Below are 26,370 nucleotides of genomic sequence, written 5' to 3' on the forward strand. Positions count from 1 at the left end.
GCCTAGTTGGCGGCGTCGTCGTTCTCATTCAAACGCAAACGCGAGACTTCACGGCCCTGCTTACGCAGCAGCGCGTGGCGTTCTTCGCGGCGGCGGCGCTGCTCAATCGGTTCCGGAACCGGAGCGGCAGCCAGGAGGCGCTGAGTGTAGGCTTCCTGCGGGTTGTGGAGAACATCCTCGCGCTGGCCCGCTTCCACGACCTTGCCGTTTTGCAGCACCACCACGCGGTGCGAGAGCATATCGACCACCGCGAGATCGTGCGAAATGAAGAGACAGGCGAAGCCCATGTCGTCCTGAAGTTCGGAGAGCATGGTGAGAACCTGGGCCTGGACGGACACGTCCAGCGCGGAGGTCGGTTCATCCGCGATGAGGAGCTTGGGGCGCAGGGCCAGGGCACGGGCGATGCACACGCGCTGGCGCTGCCCGCCGGAAAGCTCATGCGGGTAGCGGTTGAAGGAGGAACGCGGCAGGCGCACCGCATCGAGCAGGTCGTACACCCGCTGGCGGCGTTCCGCCTTGGTGCCGACCTTATGAACATCGAGCGGTTCCATAATGCAATCGCCCACCGGGAAACGCGGGTCGAGCGAGGCGGCCGGATCCTGGAAGACCACACCCACGTGCTGGCGCAGTTCCTGGGCGTGCTTACGCGAAGCGCCCACGAGGTCCTCACCGAAGATCTTCACCTCACCGGAGGCCGCCGGGATGAGCCCGAGCACGCACTTGCCGATGGTGGATTTACCGGAACCGGATTCACCCACGAGGCCCACGATTTCACGCTCGGCAACGTCCAAGGACACATGGTCAACCGCGCGGAAGGGCTCCTTGCCGGGAATCTCGTATTCGATAACGAGATCCTTAGCTTCCAGCACCTTCTTATTGAGGTCAATAGAAGCTTCCTTTTCCAGGGAGAAACCGAATTGCTCGCGGCCCTGGCCCAGATGCGGCACGGCTTCCAGCAGACGGCGCGTATACGGGTGCTTGGGGTGGTTCAGAACCTGAACGACGTCGCCCGATTCCACAATCTCACCCTTGAACATCACATGGACCCGGTCGGCCATATCCGCGATAACACCCATGGAGTGGGTGATGAGGAGGATGCCGGTATTCAGCTGGTCCTTGAGGGAGCGCAGCAGGTCGAGGATATCGGCCTGGACCGTCACGTCCAGGGCGGTGGTCGGTTCGTCCGCAATAATGACGGAGGGGTTGGCGATGAGCGCAATCGCGATGACCACGCGCTGGCGCTGCCCGCCGGAAAGCTGGTGCGGGTACTGGTTCATGCGCTCTTCGGCATCGGGCAGCCCGACAGCCTTGAGCATGGCAACCGCGCGATTACGGGCGTCTTCCCCGAAGGCGAGCCCGTGGGTTTCCAGACCTTCCGTCATCTGGCGGCCAATGGTAAGCACCGGGTTGAGGGCGGTCATGGGTTCCTGGAACACCATGCCCACTTCGGCGCCGCGCAGGGCGCGCATGCCCCGCGAGGTCATCCCGCGCACTTCCCGCCCGGCCACCTGCACACTTCCGCTAATAACAGCGTTGGAAGGGAGCAGGCCGAGGGCCGTGGTGGAGGTAACGGACTTGCCGGAACCGGATTCGCCCACCAGGCCCACCACTTCACCCGGGCGCACATCAATACTCACGCCGCGCACGGCGTGAACCGCACCGAATTCGGTAGCGAATTTGACGTCCAGTTCACCGAAGCCGAGCACCGGCTTATCGGTTTTCGGGTGCGGGGTGACGACGGGCTGGTCAGCCTTCAGCGTGGCCGTGGCCGCGGAGGCAGCTTTATCGTGCGTTGTTGCAGCGCGTTTTCCGAGACGCATTTATTCGCCCTTCCTTTCGGTGGCGTCCGATGCGGGAGCGGCGTGCTCGCCACCCGTCGCGGTGGTGGCCGCGGTGGTCACCGGCATGAGATCAGCTTCGACGTCGTTCTCAATATGTCCTTCGGCAAGGGCCTTCATCTTGCGGCGCGAGACCGCAGAACGCTGGCGCGGATCGAAAGCATCACGCAGGCCGTCACCGATGAAGTTAATGGACAGCGCGATGATGAGGATCAGACCGGCCGGGGCGAAGAAGAGCCAGGGGCGGGTCGAGAACGTGGTCTGGTAGGTAGAAATAAGCAGGCCGAGCGAAGTTGCCGGCGGGCGCACCCCGAAACCGAGGAAGGACAGCGACGTTTCCAGCAGAATTGCCGAAGAAATCGACAGGGTTGCCGAAACAATAATCGTGCCCAGGCAGTTCGGGAGGATGTGGCGGAAAATAATACGCCACGGGGAGGCTCCCAGCGCGCGGGCCGAGGCCACGAATTCGCGTTCGCGCAAGGAGAGCACTTCGCCGCGCACCAGGCGCGCCAGGCCCGTCCAGGAAAGCACACCCAGCATAACCGCGAGGAACAAAATGCCCTGGCTTCCCACCATCTTGCCGATAACCGCGGCGAGGATGAGCAGCGGGATCACGATGAAGAGGTCGGTGATGCGCATGAGGATCGCTTCGGTCCAGCCGCGGAAATAACCGGCGGCCGCGCCGATAACCGTTCCAATAATGGTGGAAACCAGCCCGACGACGAAAGCGATAATAATAGAAATCTGGGTGCCCTTCATGGTGAGGGCGAAGTAGTCCTTACCGATATTGTCCTGCCCGAAGGGGTGTTCGCCCAGCGAGGTCCAGGTCAAGGTCGGTTTGCCGTTATTGACGACTTCCAGGACATCCGTGTAATTGTGGCGCCACAAACCGGAGAAGTGCCAGTGCAGCCCAAAGAAGCTCATATTCCAGCCAATGGACAGGAAGGCCACCAGCGTCACAAGAATAAGAACGACAGCGGATACCATCGCGGGCTTATGCCGCAGGAAGCGGCGCAGCACCAGGCGCCCCTGGGAATAGGAAGGGCTGGAGGAAGCGAGCTGAGCGTCGTCGACCTCAACAACGTGTTCCGGGTCGAGCGACGCGACGGTTGTTTTCGAGCGATTCTCACTCATCGGATTCTCCTCGGGCTTGGTGACGATTCATGGGGGTAGTCAGGCTCATGCTTACCGCCTAATCCGAGGATCGACGTAGGCGTACATGATGTCCGCGACCATATTCATGAGCACCGCGGCTCCGCCGGTGACCAGGAAGAAGGCCATGACGGGGGCCGGGTCTACCTGGGCCAGGCCGGTTCGGAAGAGTTCACCCATGCCCTTCCAGCCGAAGACCGTTTCGGTAATAACTGCGCCGCCGATGAGGCCCGCGAAATCGAAAGCGATGATGGTGAGCAGCGGCAACATGGCGTTGCGGAACGCGTGCCGGGTGATAACCGTATGTTCGGGCAGGCCCTTGGCGCGCGCGGTACGGATGTAATCCTGACCGAGCACTTCCAGCATGGACGAGCGCGTATAGCGCGTATAGGACGCGATGGACATGAGCGTCAGCGAGATCGTCGGCAGCAGGAGGTGGGTGAAGGAATCCAGGAAGCTGAGCCAGAAGACGTGGCTGCCCTGGAAATTCGGGGTCATCGAACCGATGGTGGAAATCGGACGGTTCTGGGTGAGCGGCAGGTAGGTGGACCAGTAGCGGGCGGCGAAATCGAAGATAATCGCGATCCACACCGAGAACACGGCCCAGATCGAGGCCCAGGTGACCGAGCGGCGGGCGTAGCCACCGAAGAAGTAGGACACGCCCACGGAGGCGGCAATCCCGAGAGCCAGAATCAGGAAGAGGAAGCCCCACGTGGGCTCCCAGAGCATATTCGAGCAGGCCGCCACGATAACGAACATAATCGCGGCATTGGCGCCCACCACAGCAAAGCCGCGCTTATTGGAGAAGCCGAGGAAGAGGCCGGTGAAGAGCACTGTGCCGGCCAGGCCCATGAGGGCTTCGATCCACAGCCCGCCGGTGGGTTCCAGGAAGGCGCGGGTTACGGAAATGTATTCCATGACGCCGAAGGCGATAGCGAAGCTGATGCCCGCGGCCATGGCGCGCCGCTTCGGGCCGCCGGCCACGAGGGCCTGCACAAAGAGTGCGAAGATACCGGCAAATATGACGATGGTAACCAGTGAGATTGTTGGATCTGCCAGCCAGTCATTAAAGCGAATAGCGCCGTATTCCTTCAGGAGCACCGCGAAGACGAAAGCGGGCAGTGAGTAGAAGGTGAAGGCGAGGAAGGTCACGACGTAATCGAAACCGGTGTAGCGGCGGATAGCGCTCATAACACCGAAGAAGATTCCGAAGAAGATCGCGAGGAAGGTGGCCGCCAGCACGAGGCGCAAGGTGGCGGAAGCGGCCTGACCGAGCATGTCATTAACAGACTGTCCGGAACGATTGACGCCCAGGTCGCACTGGCCGATGAAGCATTTCGCTGCTCCGGTCAGCCAAGTCCAATAGCGCTCGTACCAGGGCAGGTCGAGGCCCATGAAGGAGGAGCGCTGCTGCATGAGGTTTTCGCGATTCGGGTTATTGGATTCGCGAAGGTCCTCGAGGGGGTCGCCCGAATTAATCGTAAGAACGAAGATAAGGAGCGACGCGGCCCAGAGGATAAGTACTGAGATGCCAATTCGTTTGGCGATGAATTTATACACCGCGAGACTTCTTTCCGTTCTGTGTGCCGATGGGCGCCGGTTCGGACAATTTTACTCGGTGACTATAGTACATAAGCATTTCCAGACGAAATGGGACGTGGGATGTGACACAGGAAGGGTGATAAAACTGCACGCCCGGAGGGGCCGCAAGCGCGGCCCCTCCGGTGCAGCTAGAAAATAACTATTACTTCCTGTGCATAAGGCTAATTACTCAGCCTTGGCGGGTGCGGAGCCCCAGCTCCACTTTTCGGCGTTCCAGGCGATACCGGACTGGGTGACGTTGCGCTCAACGTTCTCCATACCGGTGGTGTACGCCGCGATGCCCGGGTGGGTGAAGAGCGGGATACCGAAGAGGTCATTCCACAGTTCCTTCTCAATCACCTTCTTGGCTTCCTTCTGGACCTTCGGATCCAGGCTGGAGGAAACCTTGTCCCATTCGGTATCAACAGTGGCGTTGTTGTAACCGGTCTGGTTCTGGCCACCGTTGGACTTGTAGATATTCGCGCCGGAAACGATCTGGCCGGAGCCGGACCAGGCGAAGAGCACCATATCGAAGTCGCCGCTCTCATAGCCGCCACCCGGAGCCATGAAGCCCTGGGCCCCGACGTCCTGGACGGTGATGCCGGCCTGGGCGCAGGAGGAGGTCACGAGGGCAACCTCATCGGAACGGCGCTGGTTGGGCTGGTTGTAACCAATGCGGACCACCGGGTTGGCGATACCGGATTCAGCAACCTTGGCCTTGGCCTTTTCGATGTCGACCTTGTCATATTCGCCGTTGTAGGAGGCGGCCACAACTTCCTTGTACTCGGGGTTATCCGGGAAGTATTCGCGGGAGTTGAGGACTTCAGCGTTAGCGTTGAGCGGCTTGATGAGCGAATCAACGATCTGCTGGCGCGGGATGCAGTAGGCCATGGCCTGGCGCAGCGCGAGGCCGCCCTTGTCATTGGCGAAGATGGAGCCCGGCTTGAAGTTGAAGTCGAAGTGCTCCCAAATCATGGTGTTACCTTCGAGGACGGTCACGCCCTGGGTGCCGTTGAGGGCATCAAGGGTGTCCTTGGTGGCCTGCGGCTCAATGACGTTCACGTTCTGGTTGGCGAGGGCCTGAACCTGGCCTTCCGGCGGGATGAAGCGGATCACGAGCTCATCGAGGCCGGGCTTCTCACCCCACCAATCCGGGTTGGGAACCATGGTGATGTACTGACCGGCTTCCCAGCCACCTTCCTTGAGGGTGTAGGGGCCGAAGGACGGGGCATCTTCCGCGGAGGGAAGCTGGCCCGGGGTGGGCGAATTCCAGTTGTTCCAGAATTCAGCGGCCTTCTTAGCGGTCTCGAAGTCCTTGTTCTTCAGAGCTTCGAAAAGCTCCTTCTTGGACATGCCGATCTTCTTGGCTACCACGTGCGAGGGAAGCTGACCGGAAACAACGAGCTGCCAATCCGGGTTCGGTTCGGCGTAGGTGATGGTGAAGGAACGGTCGCCAGCATTGCACTGGGGGCCTTCCGGAACGCCGTCCGCGTAGGTATCCGGGCTGGACACGTGGTTGAACAGCGGCTCATCGGAGCCGGCCGCAGCCTGGCCATCCATGATCCACTTCGGGTTCTGGGAAACCCAGTCCAGGTAGGCATCTTCACAGGTAATAAGTTCGCCACCCTGGTACTTGGCCTCATCGTTGTAGGTGTACTTCACGGTGAGGGGATTCTCGGAAACCAGTTCGTAGTCACCGAGAGCGGTGCCGTGCTTCCACTCGCCATTGGCGGAGTAGTAGCCGAAGCCGGGCATCATGCGGTCAACAACAAGGGAGTTGGCCGAGCTGTAGGTAGTGGGCGTCAAGCCGTTGTAGCCCAGGAATTCATCGGCACCGACGGTGACCGAAGCGGTCCGGTTGACATTTCCTTCGACCTGGGTGGGGCCACCCTTGCCGTTGGAGGAACAACCAGTCATGACCAGAGCAAGCGCGGCTGCTCCGGCCACCAAGGGATAAGCGGTCTTCTTCACGAAGGAACCTCCTCATTGACTGTTTCCGTACCGCGGGGGCAGTCCCCCGGTACGGAGTGATCATGTTCGCGCTGTGGGCGCGTGGAATATGCAAAAGCGGTGCCGGATTCTCAAGAATCCGGTGCGTTGACGATCTCCACAGGATGGAACACGCATTGACATCCTGTGCGGATAGCCAGCGCCACCGCTCTAACCATGGAAAAAGCCTACACGAGTCTTGACGATTTCTTTACGTTTAGGCTCAGGCTTTTTTCATGTGCGAATGTTCACGCCCGCAGAAATTGGAGAAACCCGCAGCATAGAGCCATTTTTCGAAGTTGCGAGAGTCTGGACACTTTCAGGAAGGAGTCACGTCTCACGCCGCACATATCTCATATGCTGAGATAGTTTTTCTCAAAATCATTCCAGAAACGAGATGCGGGGCCGTTGTAGGGCGAGGCCGAAGCGTCCACAGGCACCGCGGCCGCAGCTGAAGGTGTGCGCAGAGCCGTTTTAGAGGACTGCCGGCGCCGCGGGAGCCGGCGCTGCGGTGCCGTGCCCGAAGAGGTCCCGCAACCGCGCCCGAGATACTTTCCCGTCATCATCCACCGGAAGCTCATCGAGAACCACGAGCAGGCGCGGAAGCTTGAAAGAAGCGAGCGCCTGGGCGGCAAAAGCCCGAAGCTGATCAAGGCTAGGCACGGGCAGGCTTTGGGGCACCACCGCGAAACCGCCGGTGGCCGGATCCGGGGTGGCGAAGTTTTCTGGGCTGGACTCGTGGGAATCCATGACGATGGCGGCGCCCACCACCTGGCCCCACACCGGATCGGGTACGCCCGTGACGAGGGCAGCTCGCACCCCCGGGTACTGGTGGAGCACCCGCTCAATTTCTTCGGGGTGAACAGTATCTCCCCCGGTTTTGATGGTATCGGTAACCCGGGCAACCAGGCTGATATACCCGTCCGCATCCACCCGAGCGTGATCCTGAGAGCAGAACCATTCCCCCGCGAAGGATGAGCGCTGGTAATTATCCCCGTGCCAGTATCCGGCCGAAATGCTCGGCCCGCGCAACTGCATTTCTCCGATCTCCCCGGGCGCCACCGGGGTATCGGTGCCCGGCTCTACCAGGCGAATCTCCACGTGGGGCATGGCGCGCCCCACCGTTTCAGCTTTGTGCGCCACCCGCGCGGTAGGAAGATAGGGGCCGACGCCGCCCGTTTCGACAGACCCCCACATATTAAGAGGATGGAGACCGGCCGCATCCAGGCGCCCCATGAGAGCCGGCGGAACCGCCGCCCCACCCACGAAGGCGTACCGGAGACTGGAAAGGTCCCGGGTGAGGAAGGTGTCGTCGTCGAGCATAAAAGAATAGGTGGTGGGGGTGCCGAACATGGTGGTGACCCGGTGTTCTTCAATGAGGTGCAGCAGGCCGGCCGGGGAGGGAGTGCGCGCAATAACAATGCGGCCTCCGCGCGCGAAGTGGAAGAGCGTGCCGCCGTTGAAACCGGCAATAGAGGAACATCGCGCGCTGTGTAAGAAAATGTCATCACGCCCGTAGCCCAACGCATCGTGGAAAATGCGATCCGCCCACCACAAATTATCGTGAGTGAGTTCGAGGGCGCGGGGTGCTTCCGGGGGCGCGGGCCGGAACATCATCACGGCCACGCCGCTCGGGTAGCCCTCGGTATTAAAGGCGGGATTTCCGGCAGGGCCATCGGCTACGAAATCAGCTGTGAAACTCCCGGTTGCCGCACTCAAAGCAATATAGCCGTTGGTGAGGGCGGGAGTGAAGGGTGGCGCGAGGACGTCGTCGTCGATAACAAAATGAATAAGAGTGCCGGTGGAGGTGAAGGCGCCGGCGGTGCCTATTTCCGCGCACGCGATGAGGACGCGCGGGGCCGCAAAATCAACGAGGCGTTGAATTTCTACCGGGTGGAGGCGGGCGTCCACCGGAACGAAAACCGCACCGATGCGGGCGCACGCCACCGCAACCAGGTAGTGGTAGGGAGAGTTATGGGCCACGATCATGACGCGGTCCCCGTGGGAGACGCCGGCCTGGACGAACAGCTGGGCGAGACGGGAGGTGGTATCCCGCGCTTCGCCGACCGTCAGGGTGGTGGCGTCGTAGTAGAGGCAGGTGCGATCCGGGTTGGCGAAAGCGGTGCGATCAAGCAGATAGGCAACGTTCGTGACGGGGACGCTACTCATTGCGCTCACTTTCTGCGCTCGGGCCCGCTCCCCCGCCGGTATCCGTGAGATCGGCGGGATTCTCTATGTCCGCGAGATCCGCGTCCGGAAGAGTGGCCGCGCCCTGACCGAAGAGGAAACCGCGGATGAGGCGGCGCAGCTGGTAGAGGTCTTCCACGTGGGAGAGTTCGCGCGCGGAGTGCATGGACAGGAGGGGAACGCCCACATCCACCGTGCTGATACCCAGGCGGGTGGCGGTGAGCGGGCCGATGGTGGTTCCGCAGGGGATGGAGTTGCGGGAGATGAAGAATTGGTAGGCGGCGCCGGCATCGCTGGCCGCGCGCAGGGCGAGGGTCACTGATTCCGCATCCGAGGCGTAGCGCTGCTGGGCGTTCATTTTAATGAGCGGGCCGGCACCGGCGCGCGGGGCGGAATCCGGATCGTAAAACTCGGCGTAATTAGGGTTGAGGGCGTGACCGGCATCGGCGGACATGCAGGCCGAATGGGCCAGTAGCTGGTACCAGCTATCCCCGCGCACCCCGAAGCTTTCCGCGATGCGGGCCAGCACGGTTTCCAGGAAGGGCCCGCTGGCTCCGCTAGTGGTTTCCGAGCCGACTTCTTCGTGATCGAAGGCGGCGAACACCGGGAAGTACGGGAGCTCGGCGCCATTTTCTGCCGTCTGCCCCGCAGCGCCTGCAACGTGCCCTGCGCCGGCCGTCACTCCGTCGAGGAGCGCCCGCAGCCCGGCGTATACGGAGGACAAATTATCCTGGCGCCCGGCCGATAGGTACATCCCATTGCGCCGCGGCGGCTCAACATCATAAGCGTAAATATCATGCCAGCCGATCCATTCGGCGCCGGGCGCTTCCCGGCCGTCCTTCCGAGGCTGGGCATAGCGCGCCAGGGTTTCAAAAAGATCGCTATCGGTGCCGAGGCTGGAGTCCGCCTCGGCTTCCGCGTGCGCAGCATTATCAGTGCAATCCGCGTGCGCAGCGTTATCGGCGCAATCCGCGCCCGCGGCGCAGTAAGTATCCCCGCGCGCCCCGGTGAATATCGGGTGGAGATGCTGCTGGCGATCCAAGCTCAGGGTATCCCGGTTGCCGGAAATAAGATGCGGGGCGAGCTGCGGAATCACCATGCAGGCCGGGGTGCGCACCAGGTATTCCCGGCCGGCCATATCCGTGATGCGCCCGGCCAGGCCGAGGTCACGGTTGAGCCATGAATTGAGCAGCGGCCCGCCGTACACCTCCATATCCACCTGGGTGTAGCCCCCGTGGCGGGATGTTCCGGCCGGCTTGAGTTTGAGGGTGGGCGAATCCGTATGGGCACCGAGGATGCGGAACGGCGCCAATTCACCGTTCCCCGCGCCCCGCGGGCTCACCCAGGCGATGAGCGCCCCGCCGCGCCGCACATAGCGTGCTCCGCGCGCCTCCCAGGCTTCCGTTTCCCGCTGCTCGGTGAAACCGTGGGCTTCCAGAATCTGAGCTAGCTGCGCCGCCGCGTGGTACGAGGACGGGGACGCCGCGATGAATTGCGCGTATCCGCGGGCGTGGCGATCGGCGGCGGTACTCCCCTGCACCTGCGCCGGATCCGCTGGCGCGGTACCCACCAGCGTGGTATCCGCCTGCGCGGCATCGGGCGTGGACTCAGCAAACTCAGACATGCTCATGGCCTCCCAGTCTAGTGATTGCCAGGTTCGCCGGCGGCCTCAGCTGCGCCGTCGTTCCCCATCCCATCATTTTCCGAAACGGCACCGGCCGCAACTTCCGCGGGCGTGACCTCCATGGTGCCGCGCGCGGCGTGGCGGCGCGCCAGGAACAGCAGCAGAATCCCGAGGGCCAGTACCAAAACGCTAATAACCACCCAGGCGAGGACCTGCGCCCCGCTATTGGCGAGCTGGGCGCCACCGTGCATTGCCATCATTGTTATTGAACTCCTCACCGCAACGATTAGCTTCCTGGGACGATGGTACACCGGGTGACTAGAACATCACACCGGACCTTTTCGATGCTTTTTCGTCAGCGAGGGTGGCTAGGATTCCCGCTCATGACAAATATTTTTCGCGCTGCGTCGCTGCGGCGTGACGGTGGGGAACACAGTGCCCACCGTGGCGGGGCCCTGGCCCGCGCCGGGCTTGGTTTGGCCGCTCTCGGAGTGGTTTTCGGCGATATCGGGACCAGCCCGCTCTATGTTGTGCGCGCGGTTTTCACCGTGCACGGCGGGGCCGTTCCGCTTACGGACGCCTCGATTTACGGAGTGATTTCCCTGGTGGTGTGGATGCTCCTTCTTATCGTGTCCTTCAAATACGTCATTCTTGTGTTGCGCGCGGATAATGACGGCGAAGGCGGCATCATTGCCCTCGCCACCCTGCTGCGTACCCTCAGCGGTGGGAGGCCGCGCGCCGCGGCACTTTTCACGGTGGCGGGCATGTTCGGGGCGGCGCTCTTTTTCGGCGACGCCGTCATCACCCCGGCCATTTCAGTGCTCTCCGCTATCGAAGGTATCCGGGTGGCCCTGCCAAGCTTCCCCTCCACCCTCATCGTGCCCATCGCACTGGTGATTCTTCTCACCCTAGGCTGGATGCAGCGCTACGGCACCGGGCGAGTGGGCGCTATTTTCGGCCCCTTCATGCTGCTGTGGTTCACGGGGCTAGCGCTGATCGCGCTCCCGCATATTGCCGCGCATCCGGAAATTATCGCGGCACTTTCCCCGCACCAGGCGCTGATATTTGTGGGCAGGCACCCGACTATCGGTTTCCTCGCCATGGGCGCGGTGGTGCTCGCGGTGACCGGCGCCGAGGCGCTCTACGCCGATATCGCGCATTTCGGGCGGCGCCCCATTTCCGCGGTGTGGTTCGCGGTGGTGCTGCCCGCGCTGGTGTGTAACTACCTGGGGCAGGGCGCGCTGCTGCTCGAACACCCGGAGGCTATTGCCGATCCGTTCTTCCACCTGGTTTCTTCCCAGTGGGCCCTGGTGCTCATGCTGCTGGCAACCGGCGCCACGGTCATCGCCTCGCAATCGGTGATCGCGGGGACCTACTCCATTGCCCGCCAGGCTTCCCGGCTCGGCTACCTCCCCCACCTGCGGATTCGCTATACCTCCGCGAGCGGGGCGGGGCAGATTTACCTGCCGGATATTACCGGGCTGCTGGTAGCGGCGGTGGCGGCCGTGGTGGTGATTTTCCGTGATTCGGCGCGGCTGTCCTCCGCGTACGGGCTGGCGGTCTCCACCGATTTCCTTCTCACCACCGCGATGCTGCTGGCTCTCACGGTGATCGGCTGGCACTGGCGCTGGTGGCAGAGCGCCGCGCTGGCGGTGGTGTTGGGAGTGGTAGAAGTGCCTCTTTTCGCCGCTAATGCCGCGAAATTGGTGACGGGTGGCTGGCTGCCTCTGCTTATCGCCCTCATTCTCATGGTGGTTATGCTCACGTGGCGGCGCGGGGAGGCGGTAGTGGCGGCCACCCGGGCGCGCACCGAAGGCACCCTCGCGGAGTTCGCGGCGCACTTGCAGAAAAACCCGCTGCGGCGAGTTCCGGGTACGGTTATTTATCCGCATTCCCTGGCTACCACGGTCCCGGCGGCGTTGCGGGCCACCACCGAGCTGCATCGCAGTATGCGCGACCACGTTATTATTCTCTCCATCAAAACGGCCCCGCAGGCCCATATTGAGCGCACCGAGCGCATTACCTGCACGCAGGTGAGCCCGCGCGTGGAGGGCGTTGTTCACCTCACGATGCGCTACGGCTTCATGGATATCCGCAATATTCCGGCCGACTTGGAATGGGCGCAGCGCGAATACGGGTGGGGTTCCTGGAAGCTGAGCGAAGCCCAATGGGTGCTCAGCCACCTGGGGGTCCGCTCGCGCGGGAAGAACGACGACGCAGCTAGCGGCGGTGCGGACTCGGGCAGTGCTGTTGATATTCCGCAGCTGCCCCGCTGGCAAGCCTGGCTTTTCGCTCGCATCGCGCGGCATTCTGCTTCGCCGGCCTGGGTGAAGAGCCTCCCGGCGGATCGCACCGTGGAGATTTCCCGCGAGGTCATTGTGTAGATGACGGCCCGGGAGGGAAGGTCACGGGTTCGGCGGGAGGCTCACGGCGCGAAGCGACGCTCGTGGGCCTCCCGCCCGCTGAGAATGTCGAAGCGCCTGGTAGCGTTCCTAGTATGACGACAACAACGCACTACCTCGAGCAGCTTCGCCTCGATGAACTCACCCTTACCGTCCCGCTCACCGCGGATCGGGAAGATACCCGCACCATTGAGGTGTTCGCTCGTATCGCCACCCGCCCGGGCGGGGAATCCCTCCCCTATCTCTTCTATCTGCAGGGCGGGCCGGGCTATGAAGCCTGGCGGCCCAGCCTCTCCCCGCTGGAGCCCTCCTGGCTGAACGTGGCCCTGGAACGCTACCGGGTTGTGTTCGTGGATGAACGCGGCACGGGCCGCTCCACACCCGTCGGGGAGGATATTCTCAGCACCGGAAGTACCGCGGAGGTGGCCGAATACCTCAGCCATATGCGTGCCGATGGCATCGTGCGCGATTGCGAGGCGCTGCGCCAAGAACTCGGGGTGGAGAAAATCAATCTCCTCGGGCAGTCCTTCGGTGGTTTCACCACCGTGCATTACCTTTCGGTAGCGCCCGAACATATCGACCAGGCCTTCCTCACCGGCGGGCTTACCGCGGTGCGCCGCAGCGCTGATGATGTCTATTCCCTCACGTGGGAGAAGATGCGCGAGCACAGTGAAGAGTACTACCGGCGTTTCCCCGAGCACCGCGACCGAGTACGGGAGCTGGTGGAGCTGGCGGGTAGCGGTTCTATCGAATTACCCACCGGGGAAATAGTCTCGCCCTCGCGGCTGCGTTCCCTTGGGCACCTCCTCGGTTCGGATAACGGATGGCGGGAACTGTATTACCTGCTGGAAAAGAATCCGGCCTCCACAGCTTTCCGTTATGACCTGGCCGCGGCCATGCCTTTTGATGGGCGTAACCCGCTCTACTACGTGCTGCACGAATCTTCCTACGCGGATGGTGTGGTCACCAATTGGAGTGCGGAACGCACCCAACCGGAAGCTTTCCGCACCGATACCTCGCTCCTTTACGGCGAACACGTGTGGGCGGAATGGGCGGATACCGTCCCGGCTTTCCAACCGTGGAAAGATGTAGTTGAAAAACTGGCCACCTGGGAGTGGCCGCAGCTCTACTTCCCGGAAGCTTTGCGGGAATCGGGGGCACGCGGGGCGGCCGCGGTGTACGTGAATGACGCCTATGTGCCCCTGGAGTTCTCCCTCGAAACGGGGGCGCTACTTCCCGGGATTCACCGGTACGTGACCTCCACCCACGAGCACAGCGGTTTGCGCTCCAGTAACGGGGCGGTGCTGCGCACGCTCTTCGAATTGGCGGATGGCACGCGACTGCGCTAACCGGGCGCCGGGCGCGGCTCCCCCCAGTTGTTCGGAATTTCCGGACAACTGGTTGCGGGGCGTGCACTCCAGGAATAGTGGCTAGCCCGCGCGGGAGGGCCGGCGGTAAGAAAGTGAGGACATATATGTGGAATGATGCGGGTACGGACGCTGTGGTGTTCGGGGATAACCTACCGGTACTCCGGGCCCTACCGGCCGAATCATTCCAGCTTATTTACCTCGATCCTCCTTTTAACACCGGCCGGCCCCAGCGCCGTTCCACGGTGGTCACCCGACGTTCCACCACCGGGGATCGGATCGGTTTCAAAGGCCAACGCTACGAAACAATCGTGGAGCGGGTACTCGGCTACGACGATAGCTTCGCCGAATACTGGGGTTTCCTGGAGCCGCGCCTCGAAGAAGCCTGGCGGCTCCTCACCGATTCCGGGACCCTCTACCTGCATCTGGACTACCGGGAGGCGCATTACGCAAAGGTGCTCCTTGATGCACTTTTCGGGCGGGAGTGTTTCCTCAACGAAATAATTTGGGCCTACGATTACGGCGCCCGCACGAAAAAACGCTGGCCCGCCAAACATGACACCATTTTGGTGTACGTGAAGAACCCGGCCAGCTACTACTTCAACTCGGAAGATGTAGACCGCGAACCGTATATGGCGCCCGGCCTGGTTACTAAGGAAAAGGCAGCGCGCGGCAAACTTCCCACGGACGTGTGGTGGCATACCATCGTCTCCCCCACCGGAAAAGAAAAAACCGGCTACCCCACCCAAAAACCGCTCGGGATCCTGCGCCGGATTATCACCGCGTCCTCGCGCCCCGGGGATCGGGTCCTTGATTTCTTTGCCGGCTCGGGTACCACCGGTGCCGCGGCACGCGAATTAAACCGTCACTTCCTGCTCATTGACGCCAATCCGGAAGCCATCGCGGTCATGCGCACCCGCTTCCCCGATCAGGTGCGTTTCGGGGAATGGGCTGGCGCGGCGGTGAGCTGGGAGTAGCGCGCCAGCGGCACGCGCCCGGCAACTCGCCTGCGCCCCGGCTTAGTTATCCGCCCGCACCTGGGAATAGAGGGCGCAGGCCCCCACCCGATAGGCCGGCTCCAGGGAAAGCTCCGGATCGGCATAGAAATCCGGGGAATGATTCGAGGCCGGCTCCCCGCTGGCTGGGTTGAGCTGCTCGGGTGAAAAGCCACCGAAGAGCCAGAACACCGATTGCGCGCCAGCGGCCTGGCCGAGCACCGCGAAATCCTCACTGAAACCGAAAGTTTCGCTGGCCAGATTTTCCTCCCCGAATTCCGCGCCGATCACGTCACGCAAGGCTGCAACAGCTGCGTCGTCGTTCACGGTGGCATCCACCTGGCGGATCTGGCGGATCAGCGGTTCGGGGGCGCCGGCTGCGAGCGCCTCGGCCCGCACGATCCGCTCGATACCGGTATTGATAATCGCGCGGGTTTCCTCGTCCCGGAAACGGGTATTAATGCACAGGCGCGCGGTGTCCGGAATGATATTGTCCTGGCTGCCGGCCTGGAATACGCCCACGCTCACCACCGCGTTGCGGTCCGGATCCGTCATGCGGGAACGGATTGTTTGCAGGCGGGTGACGATGGCCGAACCGATAACAATAGGGTCGACGGCGCGGTGGGGCTGCGAGCCGTGCCCGCCCACCCCGTGCACAATAATTTCGAAACCGTCCGAGCCGGGCAGCACCCCACCCGGATAGAGATTGACCCAGCCGGCCGGGCGCGGCACCACGTGTCCGCCGTACATGATCTGCGGGCGCGGAGCTTTCTCCCACAATCCGGCCTCCACCATGGCGCGTGCTCCCAGGCCGTTTTCTTCCGAGGGCTGGAAAACAAAAACAATGGTGCCGCGCCACAGTTGCGGGTGCGCCGCGAAAACCCGGGCGAGGGCGAGCGCAATCGTCATATGGGAATCGTGCCCGCAAGCGTGCATGACCGGCACATTTTTCCCGGAGGCGTCGATTCCGGTGGCCCGCGAAGCGTAGGCGAGGCCGGTGCGCTCGGCAACGGGCAGGCCGTCCATATCCGCGCGGTAGCCCACCACCGGGCCGGGGCCGTTGCGCAGCACGCACGCAAAACCGGTATCGGTCACGGGGATGATCTGGCGGGTGATCTCACCGGAAAGGTCGATGGCTTCCAGGCGTGCGCGGAGCGCGCGCGACGTCTCCACTTCCTGGAAAGACAGCTCAGGATTGGCGTGGAAATACTGGAAATCCGCGGTCATAGTGGCCCGGTCCGAGGCGGTGAGGTGAAATTCCTCGGGAAGATACTGCACGGCGGTCCCTCTCATCCGATGCTAGCTTTGCGGGCGGCCCGGGCGCGGGGCGCACAGGGCCGCTCACCTGGTTTATTTTACCGCCGGGATCAGTGCGGACGCTCGGGCGCCCAGGTATGTGCGCGGAACCCCGGCGGTTTTTGGGCGGGCTAACCGGGCGCCGCGCCGAACGTCCGTAGCAGGCCGGGGCGGTGACTAGCTAGGCTGGAGGGAGTGCGCGGGCGAAGCGCTCCGGTAAGTGCGCGGGCCAGGCACGCCGATACCCGCGGCGGCAGCGCCCAGGCGAGGAGGATTATGTTCCACAACATTATTTGGGATATGGGCGGGACCATGGTGGATACCTACCCGCATGTGGATGCCACCTTGCAGGCGGTGGTTCTTGATTCCGGCCAGGAGGTTTCCCTCCTGGAGGTTGCGCGCCTCACCCGCCGCTCCACCAATCTGGCCATCACCGAGTTATCGCGCCGTTTCGGGATTCCGGAAGCGGAGTTTCGGGAGCGCGAGCAGGAGCTAAAAGACTCGTGGAAAATCACGCCACCGCCCGCGATGGCGCATGTGCATGAGGTGCTGGCCGCGGTTCCGGGGATTAATGTGGTGGTCACGCACCGGGATCGCGCGAGTGCCCGCACTCTCCTGGACGGTTTGAATCTCCGGGTTGCCGATATGGTCTGCCCCGAGGACGGCTTCCCGCGTAAACCCGATCCGGCGATGTTCACCCATATGCTCAACAAGCATCGCTTGGATCCGGCCCGCACCCTCGCTATTGGGGATCGGCCTATCGATATCACGACGGCGCATAAAGTTGGCGTGGCCGGTGCCCTCCTGGAAACTCCCGGTATTGAGCTGGAAGCGGACGCTGATTATCGCATCACTGATCTTGCGGAGGTTCTTCCGCTTCTCGGCTAATGAGCTAGCGTCTCGACCATGAGCTAGCGTTTCGACCAATGCGCTAGCATCTCGACCGATGAGCTAGCGGAGCGGTTACGCGCCCACGCGGGAGCTTTCCAAGCGCAACAGCGCCTTTTTCATATCCAGCCCGCCCGCGTATCCGCCCAGCCCACCGCGCGCGGCAAGCACCCGGTGGCACGGCAGCACGATAGGGATCGGGTTACGCGCGCACGCCGATCCCACCGCCCGCACGGCCCGCGGGTTGCCGACCATCGCAGCTAGCTCGCCATAGGAGCGGGTCTGCCCGTAGGGGATCTGCGCCAGAGCGCGCTGCACCCGGGCCGCAAAAGGCCCGCGGCTAAGAACTAGATCGGTGGGGAGCGTGAAGCGGGTGCGTTCCCCCGCGAAATATTCGGTGAGCTGGGCGCAGGCCCGCGCGGCAAGCACCTCTGCTCGGCGCCGATCTTCACCATCTTCCAGTTCGGTTACTGCCTGCGGGCGCGGCAGCCCGGGAAGTACTACCGCGATGAGAGCATGCGCCTGCGCCGCAACGGCGAACTGCCCCAGTGGGGAATCGCACGTCCGCCATACCGCTGCGGCGCAGGCACGTGTCATCGTCGGTCCTCTGATAGGCCCTCTTACCGGTCCTCTTACTTCGCGAGCTGAGCGGTGAGCTTTTCGAGGCCGCTCAGCACGGCTTCCACTTCACCCGCGCGGCGTTCCAGCGGGGTGAATGCGCCGTCCGTCCAATCCTCAAACATCATGAAATTCACTTCGGAGCGGATGGCGGGCATATTGAAATTAGCCGTGATCTGGCGCCATTGTTCGATAGCGCGCACGCCTCCGATGGAGCCGTGCCCCACGAAAGCAACCGGCTTATTCATCCATTCAACGCCCAGCGCGTCCACCGCGTTCTTGAAGACCCCGGGCACCCCGTGGTTGTATTCCGGGGTCACGAAAATAAAGGCGTCGAATTCGCTGATTTTATCGGACCAGCGCTGGATGGCAGGGTCATCGTACTGGCCGTTCGCCGCGGCCGGAACCACCGGGCTGGTGAGCAGCGGAATATCAAAATCCTTGATATTGACGAGCTCGTACGTGACCTCCCCTGCCCGCTGGGCTGCGAGCTGGGCGACGTAACCGGCCACACCCTCGGTAGCCTGGCCCTCGCGAATTGATCCGGAAATAATGGCGATCTTCATACAAGTGTCCTTTCGTTGAGGTGAGCGACACCCAGATTACCAATCACTCATTTACCTTTCAACCGGATATGTAGCGCTCTCGTTTAGCTCGGTGCGAACATCGCCCGCCTCAGCATCGGCTCCAACATCAGCATCGGCTTCAGCACAAAGATCAGTACTACCCTCCGCGGCGCTGCCGTTTCCAGCCACCCCGCCGGCACTCTCGTCCAGATCACTGGCAAGCACCGCGTAGACGATGGTGTCCGTCCACTCCCCTTTGAGCCAGAAATCCTGGCGCATATGCGCTTCCTTATACATTCCCGCGTGCTGGAGCATGAGCTCGCAGACCCGGTCCCGCGCATCCATTTGCGCGGCAACGCGATGCACCCCGCACTCCAGGCAGGCGTAGCGAATCATGGCTCGCATGGCCTCCGAAGCGTAGCCGTGCCCGCGAAAATCGGGGTGGAGCACGGTGGCAATTTCCGCGACGCCGTGCTGCGGATCGGTCATCCACAGGCGCACGTCCCCGATGGGTTGCGCATCAAGTTCTATAACGACGGCGAGCGCGGCCTGCGGGCCGCGCAAATCCCGCGCCTGGGCGCGCTGGGCAGCTTCGTTGACCGCCCGTTCAGGATTCCAGGCATCGGTCATGAGGTATCTGGTGACATCTTCGCGGCTATAAATGCTATGCAGCCACGGCGCATCATCGGGCCGGTGCAACCGAAGCCGCAACCGCGCAGTTGTCACCGAAAATTCTTCAGGTGTCGTGGTATTCATAACTCCTTAAGTGTAACGAAAAACACTTTTGAGGGAAGAGGTTCTGAGCTGGTTATCTGCGAAACGGGACGGGGCGGTAGTGCGGGAGCGGATCGCTTGCCAGCCTCCCGTACAGATCAACGTCAATCCGCTGCCCGTTGATCAGGAATTTCCCGCGTTCGGTGCCTTCCTTAAGGAATCCAGCCGCGCGGGCCACCCCGCCGGAGGCGGGGTTATTCACCCGGTGCCCGAGTTCCAGGCGCTCCAATCCGCGCTCACGCAGGGCCCAATCCGCCACCGCTGCCGCGGCCCGCGACATCATCCCACGCCCCCAGTAGTCGTGGTGCAACCAGTAGGAGAACCACCCGTTTTTCTCATCCCAATCCGCATCGATGCGGACCATGCCGATGAGTTCATCGCTATCGTCCCGGGCAATCACCCAGGCCAGCCGCGAGTCCGGGGCCTCCAAAATACGCGCGATATAGCGGCGGGCACCGGCCAGATCCGTAATATTGCCCTGCCGGATCATATCCGGGTGGGAAGCGAAGGCCGCCGCAATAGCTGCGGCGTCGCCCTCACGCACCGGGCGTAGCACAATATCAACGTTCATGGCCATTCCCTCGCGCTACCTACACATTAAAGCGGAACTCGACCACGTCGCCGTCTTGCATCACGTAGTCCTTGCCTTCTTGGCGCAGTTTTCCGTGTTCACGAGCGGCGGCTACCGAGCCGTATTCCACCAGGTCATCGAAGGAAACCACCTCCGCTTTAATGAAGCCGCGCTGAAAATCGGTGTGGATCACCCCTGCGGCCTGCGGGGCGGTATCACCCTTGTGGATGGTCCAGGCGCGGGCTTCTTTGGGGCCGGCCGTGAGGTAGGTTTGCAGGCCGAGGGTATCGAAACCCACCCGGGCCAGCTGATCCAGGCCGGATTCTTCCTGACCGGTGGCCTCCAACATTTCCCGGGCTTCCTCTTCGCTGAGTTCCACCAGTTCCGCCTCGAATTTGGCGTCGAGGAAAATGGCTTGGGCAGGCGCCACAAAGTCACGTAGTTCCTGTTGCATGGCCGCGTCAGCGAGGCCGTCGTCGTCGGTATTAAAAACGTAGATGAAGGGCTTCGAGGTCATGAGTTGGAAGGAGCGCAGGATGTCGGCATCGAATTCGGCGGCGTGGTTGGAGAGCACTTCCCCCGCCTCGAGGAGCGCGTAGGCCCGCTGCGCGGCATCGAGCGTTTCCTTCGGGGTTTTCTTCCCCGTCACTTCCTTGGTCAGGCGCGGAATGGCCTTTTCCAGGGTTTGCATATCGGCGAGGATGAGTTCGGTGGTGACCGTTTCGATATCATCCTTCGGGTCCACGCGGCCTTCCACGTGGACCACGTCCGGATCCGCAAAAGCACGGGTGACCAGGCAAATCGCATCCGCTTCGCGAATATTGGCGAGGAATTGGTTGCCCAGGCCCTCCCCCTTGGAGGCCCCGCGCACAATCCCGGCGATGTCCACAAAATCGACCGTCGCCGGCAGAATCTTCTGAGACCCGAAAATTTCGGCGAGCTTGGTCAGCCGCGCATCCGGGAGCGGCACCACGCCCACATTCGGCTCAATCGTCGCGAAGGGGTAGTTCGCCGCGAGCACCGTTGCGCGCGTGAGCGCATTAAAAAGGGTCGATTTTCCGACGTTGGGAAGTCCTGCAATACCAATTGTTAAAGCCACGCCCTCCATTCTAGCTAAGAGAAAGGAGGGCGGGCTGCTATTCCCCGGACTCGCAATCCGGGCGCGGCGCTACCGGGCTGCGGCGTTGCGCTACCGCGTTACCGGGCCGTTGATGCTACCGCGCGGGCGCGTCCATGGACTTCGGGGCGTGCCAAATATCTTCGCCGCGCAAAATCGCATCCGCGCCGCCGTCGATATAGAGAATCTGCCCGGTGATGGTCCGTGAGAGTCCGGTCACGAAGAAAACGAGCGCATCGGCAATATCGCGAGCTTCCGAAGCGCCGTGATACGGGGCGGGCAGCGCACCGAAAGCCTGCTTGCGCCCCTCTTCGGTGGAGAGAAGTTCCTTCGTCATCGGGGTGGCGACCACGCCCGGGCCCACCGCGTTGAGCCCCACGCCGCGCCCGGCGAATTCTTCGCTCACGGCCGCGCGGCGCACCCACGTGGCAATAGCGCGCTTGGAGGAGGCGTAATTGGCGTAGCCCTGCATCGGGCCCTGATCAGCTAGCTCCTTGCCGTAAGCGAGGGCTTCTTCGCGTTGATCATCGAGGAGCAGCTGCACGAGCTTAGGATCGCTGGGCTGCAAACTTGCACACGAGGCGGTAATGACCGCGCGCCCATTTTCCGCCTTTTCCAGGTAGGGAAGGAAAGCGCGCACGGTATCGCGCGCGCCGAAGTAATTCACCTTGAGATCGAGAGGCGAATTGCTCTGGGTGCCCGCATTCGCGATGACCCCGTCAATCTGCGGATACTTTTCCACCACCCGAGCGACGGCATCCGCAATCCCCTCCGGGGTGGACAGATCCGCTTCAAATTCTGCCCCGCGCAAATCAACACCGACGGGCGTATGCCCGCGTTCTTCCAGAATCTGCCCGCAAGCAGCGCCAATACCCGAGCCCATTCCGGTCACGACGATAGTAGACATGGTGTTCCTTTCTCCCCGGCGCCGCTTCCTCGCGGCACCGCCCGCGGGGCCGTACGTCCCAACTGTTGTGTGAGTTGCGTTATACCCCGCTTTTTGAAAGCTATCAGAGTTTTTTGCGGGGAACAAGGGGGCGACGACGCCGCCAGCCCGCTTCCCTCCCATTTTTCTGTCGTAGGTGGATGTTTGAATATCGCTATGGATATTTCGATTGTTCTAGGTGCTCTTATCGCGGTGGGATGCGCGTGTTTCGCCCTGGGGTTCTTGAGCGCGCGGGTGCGCTCGGGCGGGGCAGTTTCGGCCCGTGAGCTGGCACTGGTGCGCCAGCAACTGGAGGAGGCGCAGCGCGATGCCGGAGTGGTGCGGGCGCAGCTGGCGGCCGCCCAGGCTCGTTCGGATCGGTTAGAGGAGGAAAATAACGGGCTCATCGCCCGGGCTAAAACCGATAACGATATTTTGCGTTCCCTGGCTCCTATTACCCAGCAGCTTGAGGTGATGGAGCAGCGGGTTCGGGATGTGCAGGTTCTCCAAGGTGAGCAGCGCACCGAAATCCGCACCCAGCTGAGCGCGGCGGCGCGCACCCAGGAAGATCTGGCGCGGGCCACCCAGGCACTGCGCGGGGCGCTCAGTTCTACCTCGGCGCGCGGCATGTGGGGTGAAGTGGAATTGCGCCGGGTGGTGGAGGCCGCCGGAATGCTCCCCCACGTTGATTTTTCGGAGCAGGTTTCCGCGCCCGCGGGTGGTGGGCGCGCGGCGGGAGCGCGCCCGGATATGGTTATCCACCTGCCCGGCGGCGCTCATCTCCCCCTCGATGCCAAGGTTCCCCTCACCGCGATGCTCCAGGCGCAGGCCGCCCCGGCCACCACGGCGGAGGAAATCGCGCGGCGCCAGGATCTTCGCAAACAGCACGCCAAGGCGGTGCGTGCTCACGTGAATGCGCTAGCCAAACGGGATTACCCCGCGCTTTTCCCGGGTTCACCCCGGATCACCATTATGTTCCTCCCGGGTGAATCCCTCCTCGCGGAAGCGCTGCGGGAAGATCCGCCGCTCCTGGAGGATGCTCTGAATCTCGGGGTGGTTCCCGCTTCTCCCGCCTCGTTGCTGGCGCTGCTGCGCACCGTGGCAACGCTGTGGGCCTCCAGTAAAGTCAGCGAAGAAGCCGGGCATATTATTGCACTGGGTCGGGAAATGACGGACCGGCTGCGGGTGGTGGCTGGTCACCTGGAAAAGCTCGGGAATTCCCTCACCTCAGCGGTGAAGAACTACAACTCGGCGCTCTCCTCTTTCGATACGCGCGTGCTGGTCACCGCGCGGCGCCTAGAAAGCCTTGATGCTGATTTTGCTACCCCGCCGGCCATTGCCGCGGAAGAAGGGCAGGTTAAACGTTTCCACGATGCTGCTTTGCGGGAAGCACTGGACGGCGAAGAAGATCATGAAACTCGGATTGTCCCGTAGCAGTGCGGGGCAAAACATGGCACGATAACTGATATGGCTTCAACAACTCCGGTACCCGCCAACCTGCCGCAACGGGCTGCGCAGACAACACCGGATCACCCGTGGCCGCTGCGCCTCCTCTCGGTAAAAATCCGGGAATACGTGGCGAAAATGTCACGCCTCTGGGTGGAAGGTGAAGTCATTACCCTCCAGCGCCGCCCCGGAGCCAAAGTCCAGTTCCTCACCTTGCGGGATCTGGAAGAAAACGTCTCCATGACGGTGAAAATACTCAGCCATTTGCTTCCCGCAACCGTCACCTCCGGAAGCCGGGTGGTGGTGTGGGCAGTCCCGGATTTTTATACCGGTAATGGCTCGCTCTCCCTGTGGGCACAGGAAATCCGCCCGGTGGGCGTGGGCGATATTCTGGCCCGTTTGGAAGCCCTGAAAGCCAAACTTGCTGCCGAAGGTCTGTTCGCACCCGAACGTAAAAAACCGCTCCCCTTCTTACCGCGCGCGGTGGGGCTTATTGTGGGGCGCAATACTAAAGCCAAAGAGGATGTCATTATTAATGCCTCGCTGCGCTGGCCCGGGGTTCGTTTCGAGGTACGCGAAGTAGCGGTCCAGGGCCGGGATGCCGTGGCCCAGATGATTCCGGCCCTGCGTGAACTCGATGCCCATCCCGGGGTGGATGTTATTGTGCTGGCCCGCGGGGGCGGTTCCGTGGAAGATCTCCTTCCTTTCTCCGATGAGCACCTTGTTCGTGCTATTGCAGCCACCCGCACTCCGGTGGTCTCCGCTATCGGGCATGAAGGAGATAATCCCATCAGCGATTATGTGGCTGATCTACGGGCCTCCACCCCCACGGATGCCGCCAAACGCATCGTCCCGGATCGGGAAGCGGAACGTGAAGGTGTGCAGGCGGCGGTGCGCCGCTTGCGCCAGGGCATGCGCCACCGGGTGGACCGTGCCACTAAGGAACTCGAAGCATTACGCGCCCGGCCGGTACTGGCCCGCCCCCGCACCATGGTGGAGGTACGCGAACAAGATATTCATTCGCTGCGCTCCTGGCTGCGGGCCCATATTCGGCGCGATATGGCTTCCAATTCCCAAGATATTTCCTCGCTTCTTTCCCAGCTGCGGGCCCTCTCCCCCCAGGCGACACTGCAGCGCGGGTATTCGGTTATCCTAAGCGGGGATGACAGAGTAGTCTCACAAGAAAACGATGTCCGAATCGGGGAGCACCTGCGTGCCATTTTGGCCGCGGGAACCCTCCATCTCGAAGTGAAAGGGAGCGCGCATGGCAGCTAAGGGAACCACTCCTGAGGGGTTCACACCCCCGGCGCCAGCGCCGGGCTCCTCCCAGCCCCACACAGCGGGCGCCTCCGCGTCCCAGGTACCCGGCTCACCCGGACCTCAGGTACCTGGCGTCTCCGCGCCCCACCCGCGCGAAGATATTGAGGCGCGCGTTGCCACCCTCAGCTACGAAGATGCCCGAGCGCGGCTGGTTGATATCGTCTCCCGCTTAGAACAGGGCTCCATTCCCCTCGAAGAATCCCTACGCTTGTGGGAAGTTGGCGAATCCCTGGCCCGCCACTGCCAAAGCTGGCTAGATGGCGCAGCGGCCCGGATCGATGCCGCCGAACGCGGGGAAAGCCTCGTGGCTGCTCCGATGGCAGCCCCGCAGCCGGCAGCCGCCACTACCGCTCCCGCCCCGGCGACTGCTCCCGCTAATCAGGGCGCGCCAGCGAACCAGCCCGCGCCGGCCGCAGCGCACACGGGTGGCTATCAGGCGCCCGCTCCCGCGATCTCGCCGCAGGCCTCCAAGGAGGACCGAGTGGCAGCCCTGCGGGAAGCGGTGCGCGAAGTACGCGCTGAGGATGTACCGGCTATTCAGCCAGCTCCGGAAGCCATGGCGGAAGCTACTCCTGCCCCCGCTGCCCCGCGCGGCGCCTCCGTTCCCGCGGGTGGGCCTGCCGGTACACCCGCTGGTGGCCCCGCCACCGCACCGCCCTCCGCTGAGGAACCCGCGGCCGGCGAAGATGACGATGATTTCGATCCGGAAGAATTCGCAGACGGAACAGGCCTAGATACTACCCCGCTCACTCGCCACCCCGAGGATTTCGCATGACGATTCTCGTAATTGGCGATGCCATCGCCAACCAGCGTGAAGCGGAGACCCCATTTCGCGCCGGCACCATGTTTAAGGTGGCTGTCAATCTGGCCCACCTGGCTCGCGAAGTTCGGATGGTCACCAATATTTCCGAGGCTTCCGACCCGCAAGTCGTACGCGATTACGCCGCTGCCCACGGTGTCGAGCTCCTCTTGCGCCCCGCCACAAGCCCGGTCAGCGCTGCCTCAAATCCGCTCAGCGCGGCTTCATCCCCAGTCAGCGCGGCTTCATCCCCGGTCGGCGCTGCCTCAAACTCGGTCAGCGCAGCTCTCACCTCCGGGCTACCCACCCCGCCCCCGGCCGCTTTCACCGACGCTCATTACGGGGACGCACACGCAGACCCTGAAGAAAGCTGGGATATTTTGCCGGCTCCGGAACGCGGCGCCCGCAAACTCGATTTTGATCTTTTCAGCCCCTCCGCCACTATTTTCGGTGGAGATGCCTGCCATGCCATGCCCGCGGCCCACACCGTGCGCGAATGGCTGCGGGTATGCCGCTCCACCTCCACGATCATTTACTCGCCGGCACTGCGCCACCCCCGGGCCCGCAACCTGGACCGAGTCCGTATTCAAGCCGAAAGTTTCTTGCAGCTAAGTGACGTCGTCGTCGCAACCTCAAAAGACATCCGGCTGCTTTACGGTATTAGCGGCCCCGAAAACGAATTCGCCGCGGTGGCCGAACACTGGTTTAGTTTCGGGCCGCGGCTCGTCGCCATTCTCCTTGAGGACGGTGCCGCGCTCATGATCACCGCTTCGGGTGACCACCTCCACGTGGCATCCCTCCCGCGCCCCTTCGTGGACGTGGCCGGGGCCCGCAGCGCTTTTATAGCCACCACCATTGACACTCTGGACCGGGTGAGTCTGCTCGGGCGGGAAGCAAGCCCCGGCCTGGCCACCA

The 26,370-nt window shown here is 62.7% G+C and carries 22 protein-coding genes; 8 read left to right on the forward strand and 14 right to left on the reverse strand.

Translation table 11 applies throughout. The features are described 5' to 3' along the window. Positions 1-2 precede the first annotated feature (2 nt). From ACRQFC_RS04010 to ACRQFC_RS04040, 7 genes are all read right to left on the reverse strand, one after another. Positions 3-1,820, reverse strand: coding sequence for an ABC transporter ATP-binding protein (locus ACRQFC_RS04010; protein ID WP_026428353.1), 1,818 nt, complete (start codon positions 1,818-1,820; stop codon positions 3-5). Then, a complete protein-coding gene (locus ACRQFC_RS04015; RefSeq protein ID WP_026428354.1) occupies positions 1,821-2,972 on the reverse strand; it encodes an ABC transporter permease in 1,152 nt (383 codons plus the stop codon). It lies immediately after the preceding gene. A 51-nt stretch (positions 2,973-3,023) separates the two neighbouring features. Further along, complete coding sequence (locus ACRQFC_RS04020; RefSeq protein WP_026428355.1) at positions 3,024-4,550, reverse strand: ABC transporter permease; 1,527 nt, start codon at positions 4,548-4,550, stop codon at positions 3,024-3,026. Positions 4,551-4,757: 207 nt separating this feature from the next. Beyond that, positions 4,758-6,542: an ABC transporter substrate-binding protein gene (locus ACRQFC_RS04025; RefSeq protein WP_284889338.1), complete on the reverse strand. Its 1,785-nt coding sequence runs from the start codon at positions 6,540-6,542 to the stop codon at positions 4,758-4,760. 492 nt (positions 6,543-7,034) lie between these two features. Beyond that, entirely contained in the window at positions 7,035-8,729 is a 1,695-nt protein-coding gene (locus tag ACRQFC_RS04030) for a class I adenylate-forming enzyme family protein (RefSeq protein WP_320753578.1), read from the reverse strand. Continuing rightward, positions 8,722-10,371, reverse strand: a complete 1,650-nt coding sequence (locus ACRQFC_RS04035) for a M18 family aminopeptidase (protein ID WP_435729756.1) — start codon at positions 10,369-10,371, stop codon at positions 8,722-8,724. The genes ACRQFC_RS04030 and ACRQFC_RS04035 overlap by 8 nt, the downstream gene beginning before the upstream one ends. Before the next feature lie 17 nt (positions 10,372-10,388). Next, positions 10,389-10,631, reverse strand: coding sequence for a hypothetical protein (locus ACRQFC_RS04040; RefSeq protein WP_284889342.1), 243 nt, complete (start codon positions 10,629-10,631; stop codon positions 10,389-10,391). 123 nt (positions 10,632-10,754) lie between these two features. On the opposite strand from ACRQFC_RS04040, the gene ACRQFC_RS04045 reads away from it, so the two are divergent. From ACRQFC_RS04045 to ACRQFC_RS04055, 3 genes are all read left to right on the forward strand, one after another. Beyond that, positions 10,755-12,755, forward strand: a complete 2,001-nt coding sequence (locus tag ACRQFC_RS04045; RefSeq protein ID WP_435734643.1) for a potassium transporter Kup — start codon at positions 10,755-10,757, stop codon at positions 12,753-12,755. A 113-nt stretch (positions 12,756-12,868) separates the two neighbouring features. Continuing rightward, positions 12,869-14,122 carry an alpha/beta fold hydrolase gene (locus ACRQFC_RS04050; protein WP_284901258.1) on the forward strand — a complete coding sequence of 418 codons (1,254 nt, stop codon included), beginning with the start codon at positions 12,869-12,871 and terminating at the stop codon, positions 14,120-14,122. Positions 14,123-14,247: 125 nt separating this feature from the next. After that, positions 14,248-15,117, forward strand: a complete 870-nt coding sequence (locus ACRQFC_RS04055; protein ID WP_284901265.1) for a DNA-methyltransferase — start codon at positions 14,248-14,250, stop codon at positions 15,115-15,117. 42 nt (positions 15,118-15,159) lie between these two features. Here ACRQFC_RS04055 and ACRQFC_RS04060 read toward each other — a convergent pair whose 3' ends face one another. Next, on the reverse strand, positions 15,160-16,413 hold the full coding sequence (locus ACRQFC_RS04060) for an amidohydrolase (protein ID WP_435717754.1): 1,254 nt from the start codon (positions 16,411-16,413) through the stop codon (positions 15,160-15,162). A 294-nt stretch (positions 16,414-16,707) separates the two neighbouring features. Between ACRQFC_RS04060 and ACRQFC_RS04065 the strand changes: the two genes are divergently transcribed. Then, positions 16,708-17,319 (forward strand): HAD-IA family hydrolase, encoded by a 612-nt coding sequence (locus tag ACRQFC_RS04065; protein ID WP_284901261.1) that lies wholly within the window; start codon positions 16,708-16,710, stop codon positions 17,317-17,319. A 75-nt stretch (positions 17,320-17,394) separates the two neighbouring features. Here ACRQFC_RS04065 and ACRQFC_RS04070 read toward each other — a convergent pair whose 3' ends face one another. The 6 genes from ACRQFC_RS04070 to ACRQFC_RS04095 form a co-directional block, all read right to left on the reverse strand. Next, a complete protein-coding gene (locus ACRQFC_RS04070) occupies positions 17,395-17,916 on the reverse strand; it encodes a methylated-DNA--[protein]-cysteine S-methyltransferase (protein ID WP_320756016.1) in 522 nt (173 codons plus the stop codon). A gap of 35 nt (positions 17,917-17,951) precedes the next feature. Further along, the gene (locus ACRQFC_RS04075; RefSeq protein ID WP_320753575.1) at positions 17,952-18,503 is read right to left on the reverse strand and encodes an NADPH-dependent FMN reductase; all 552 of its coding nucleotides are present in this window, start codon (positions 18,501-18,503) and stop codon (positions 17,952-17,954) included. Between the two features lie 51 nt (positions 18,504-18,554). After that, positions 18,555-19,259, reverse strand: coding sequence for a GNAT family N-acetyltransferase (locus tag ACRQFC_RS04080; RefSeq protein WP_284901755.1), 705 nt, complete (start codon positions 19,257-19,259; stop codon positions 18,555-18,557). Positions 19,260-19,311: 52 nt separating this feature from the next. Then, on the reverse strand, positions 19,312-19,848 hold the full coding sequence (locus tag ACRQFC_RS04085; RefSeq protein WP_284901756.1) for a GNAT family N-acetyltransferase: 537 nt from the start codon (positions 19,846-19,848) through the stop codon (positions 19,312-19,314). A gap of 19 nt (positions 19,849-19,867) precedes the next feature. Beyond that, positions 19,868-20,947 (reverse strand): redox-regulated ATPase YchF, encoded by a 1,080-nt coding sequence (gene ychF, locus ACRQFC_RS04090; RefSeq protein WP_320753696.1) that lies wholly within the window; start codon positions 20,945-20,947, stop codon positions 19,868-19,870. 115 nt (positions 20,948-21,062) lie between these two features. Further along, positions 21,063-21,872, reverse strand: a complete 810-nt coding sequence (locus ACRQFC_RS04095) for an SDR family oxidoreductase (RefSeq protein ID WP_087070460.1) — start codon at positions 21,870-21,872, stop codon at positions 21,063-21,065. Positions 21,873-22,067: 195 nt separating this feature from the next. On the opposite strand from ACRQFC_RS04095, the gene ACRQFC_RS04100 reads away from it, so the two are divergent. The 4 genes from ACRQFC_RS04100 to ACRQFC_RS04115 all read left to right on the forward strand — a co-directional run. Continuing rightward, positions 22,068-23,324 carry a DNA recombination protein RmuC gene (locus tag ACRQFC_RS04100; protein WP_143231855.1) on the forward strand — a complete coding sequence of 419 codons (1,257 nt, stop codon included), beginning with the start codon at positions 22,068-22,070 and terminating at the stop codon, positions 23,322-23,324. 33 nt (positions 23,325-23,357) lie between these two features. Next, positions 23,358-24,611: an exodeoxyribonuclease VII large subunit gene (gene xseA / locus ACRQFC_RS04105; protein ID WP_087070459.1), complete on the forward strand. Its 1,254-nt coding sequence runs from the start codon at positions 23,358-23,360 to the stop codon at positions 24,609-24,611. Next, positions 24,601-25,431, forward strand: coding sequence for an exodeoxyribonuclease VII small subunit (locus ACRQFC_RS04110; RefSeq protein WP_087070458.1), 831 nt, complete (start codon positions 24,601-24,603; stop codon positions 25,429-25,431). Before xseA ends, ACRQFC_RS04110 begins: the two co-directional genes overlap by 11 nt. Then, positions 25,428-26,370: hypothetical protein (locus ACRQFC_RS04115; protein ID WP_435734644.1), on the forward strand; the 943-nt coding region annotated here is incomplete at its 3' end. The genes ACRQFC_RS04110 and ACRQFC_RS04115, both read left to right, overlap by 4 nt.

This window comes from Actinotignum inguinis (assembly GCF_051265835.1).
GTDB lineage: Bacteria > Actinomycetota > Actinomycetes > Actinomycetales > Actinomycetaceae > Actinotignum > Actinotignum timonense.

Excerpts from the sequence above, each read along its gene's own strand:
- ACRQFC_RS04045 (WP_435734643.1), top strand. The coding sequence starts at position 10,755 with ATGACAAATATTTTTCGCGCTGCGTCGCTGCGGCGTGACGGTGGGGAA.
- ACRQFC_RS04085 (WP_284901756.1), bottom strand. The coding sequence starts at position 19,848 with ATGAACGTTGATATTGTGCTACGCCCGGTGCGTGAGGGCGACGCCGCA.
- ACRQFC_RS04075 (WP_320753575.1), bottom strand. The coding sequence starts at position 18,503 with ATGAAGATCGCCATTATTTCCGGATCAATTCGCGAGGGCCAGGCTACC.
- ACRQFC_RS04050 (WP_284901258.1), top strand. The coding sequence starts at position 12,869 with ATGACGACAACAACGCACTACCTCGAGCAGCTTCGCCTCGATGAACTC.
- ACRQFC_RS04015 (WP_026428354.1), bottom strand. The coding sequence starts at position 2,972 with ATGAGTGAGAATCGCTCGAAAACAACCGTCGCGTCGCTCGACCCGGAA.
- xseA (WP_087070459.1), top strand. The coding sequence starts at position 23,358 with ATGGCTTCAACAACTCCGGTACCCGCCAACCTGCCGCAACGGGCTGCG.
- ACRQFC_RS04100 (WP_143231855.1), top strand. The coding sequence starts at position 22,068 with ATGGATATTTCGATTGTTCTAGGTGCTCTTATCGCGGTGGGATGCGCG.
- ACRQFC_RS04040 (WP_284889342.1), bottom strand. The coding sequence starts at position 10,631 with ATGATGGCAATGCACGGTGGCGCCCAGCTCGCCAATAGCGGGGCGCAG.
- ACRQFC_RS04035 (WP_435729756.1), bottom strand. The coding sequence starts at position 10,371 with ATGTCTGAGTTTGCTGAGTCCACGCCCGATGCCGCGCAGGCGGATACC.
- ACRQFC_RS04065 (WP_284901261.1), top strand. The coding sequence starts at position 16,708 with ATGTTCCACAACATTATTTGGGATATGGGCGGGACCATGGTGGATACC.
- ACRQFC_RS04010 (WP_026428353.1), bottom strand. The coding sequence starts at position 1,820 with ATGCGTCTCGGAAAACGCGCTGCAACAACGCACGATAAAGCTGCCTCC.
- ACRQFC_RS04110 (WP_087070458.1), top strand. The coding sequence starts at position 24,601 with ATGGCAGCTAAGGGAACCACTCCTGAGGGGTTCACACCCCCGGCGCCA.
- ACRQFC_RS04080 (WP_284901755.1), bottom strand. The coding sequence starts at position 19,259 with ATGAATACCACGACACCTGAAGAATTTTCGGTGACAACTGCGCGGTTG.
- ACRQFC_RS04095 (WP_087070460.1), bottom strand. The coding sequence starts at position 21,872 with ATGTCTACTATCGTCGTGACCGGAATGGGCTCGGGTATTGGCGCTGCT.
- ACRQFC_RS04070 (WP_320756016.1), bottom strand. The coding sequence starts at position 17,916 with ATGACACGTGCCTGCGCCGCAGCGGTATGGCGGACGTGCGATTCCCCA.
- ACRQFC_RS04030 (WP_320753578.1), bottom strand. The coding sequence starts at position 8,729 with ATGAGTAGCGTCCCCGTCACGAACGTTGCCTATCTGCTTGATCGCACC.
- ACRQFC_RS04055 (WP_284901265.1), top strand. The coding sequence starts at position 14,248 with ATGTGGAATGATGCGGGTACGGACGCTGTGGTGTTCGGGGATAACCTA.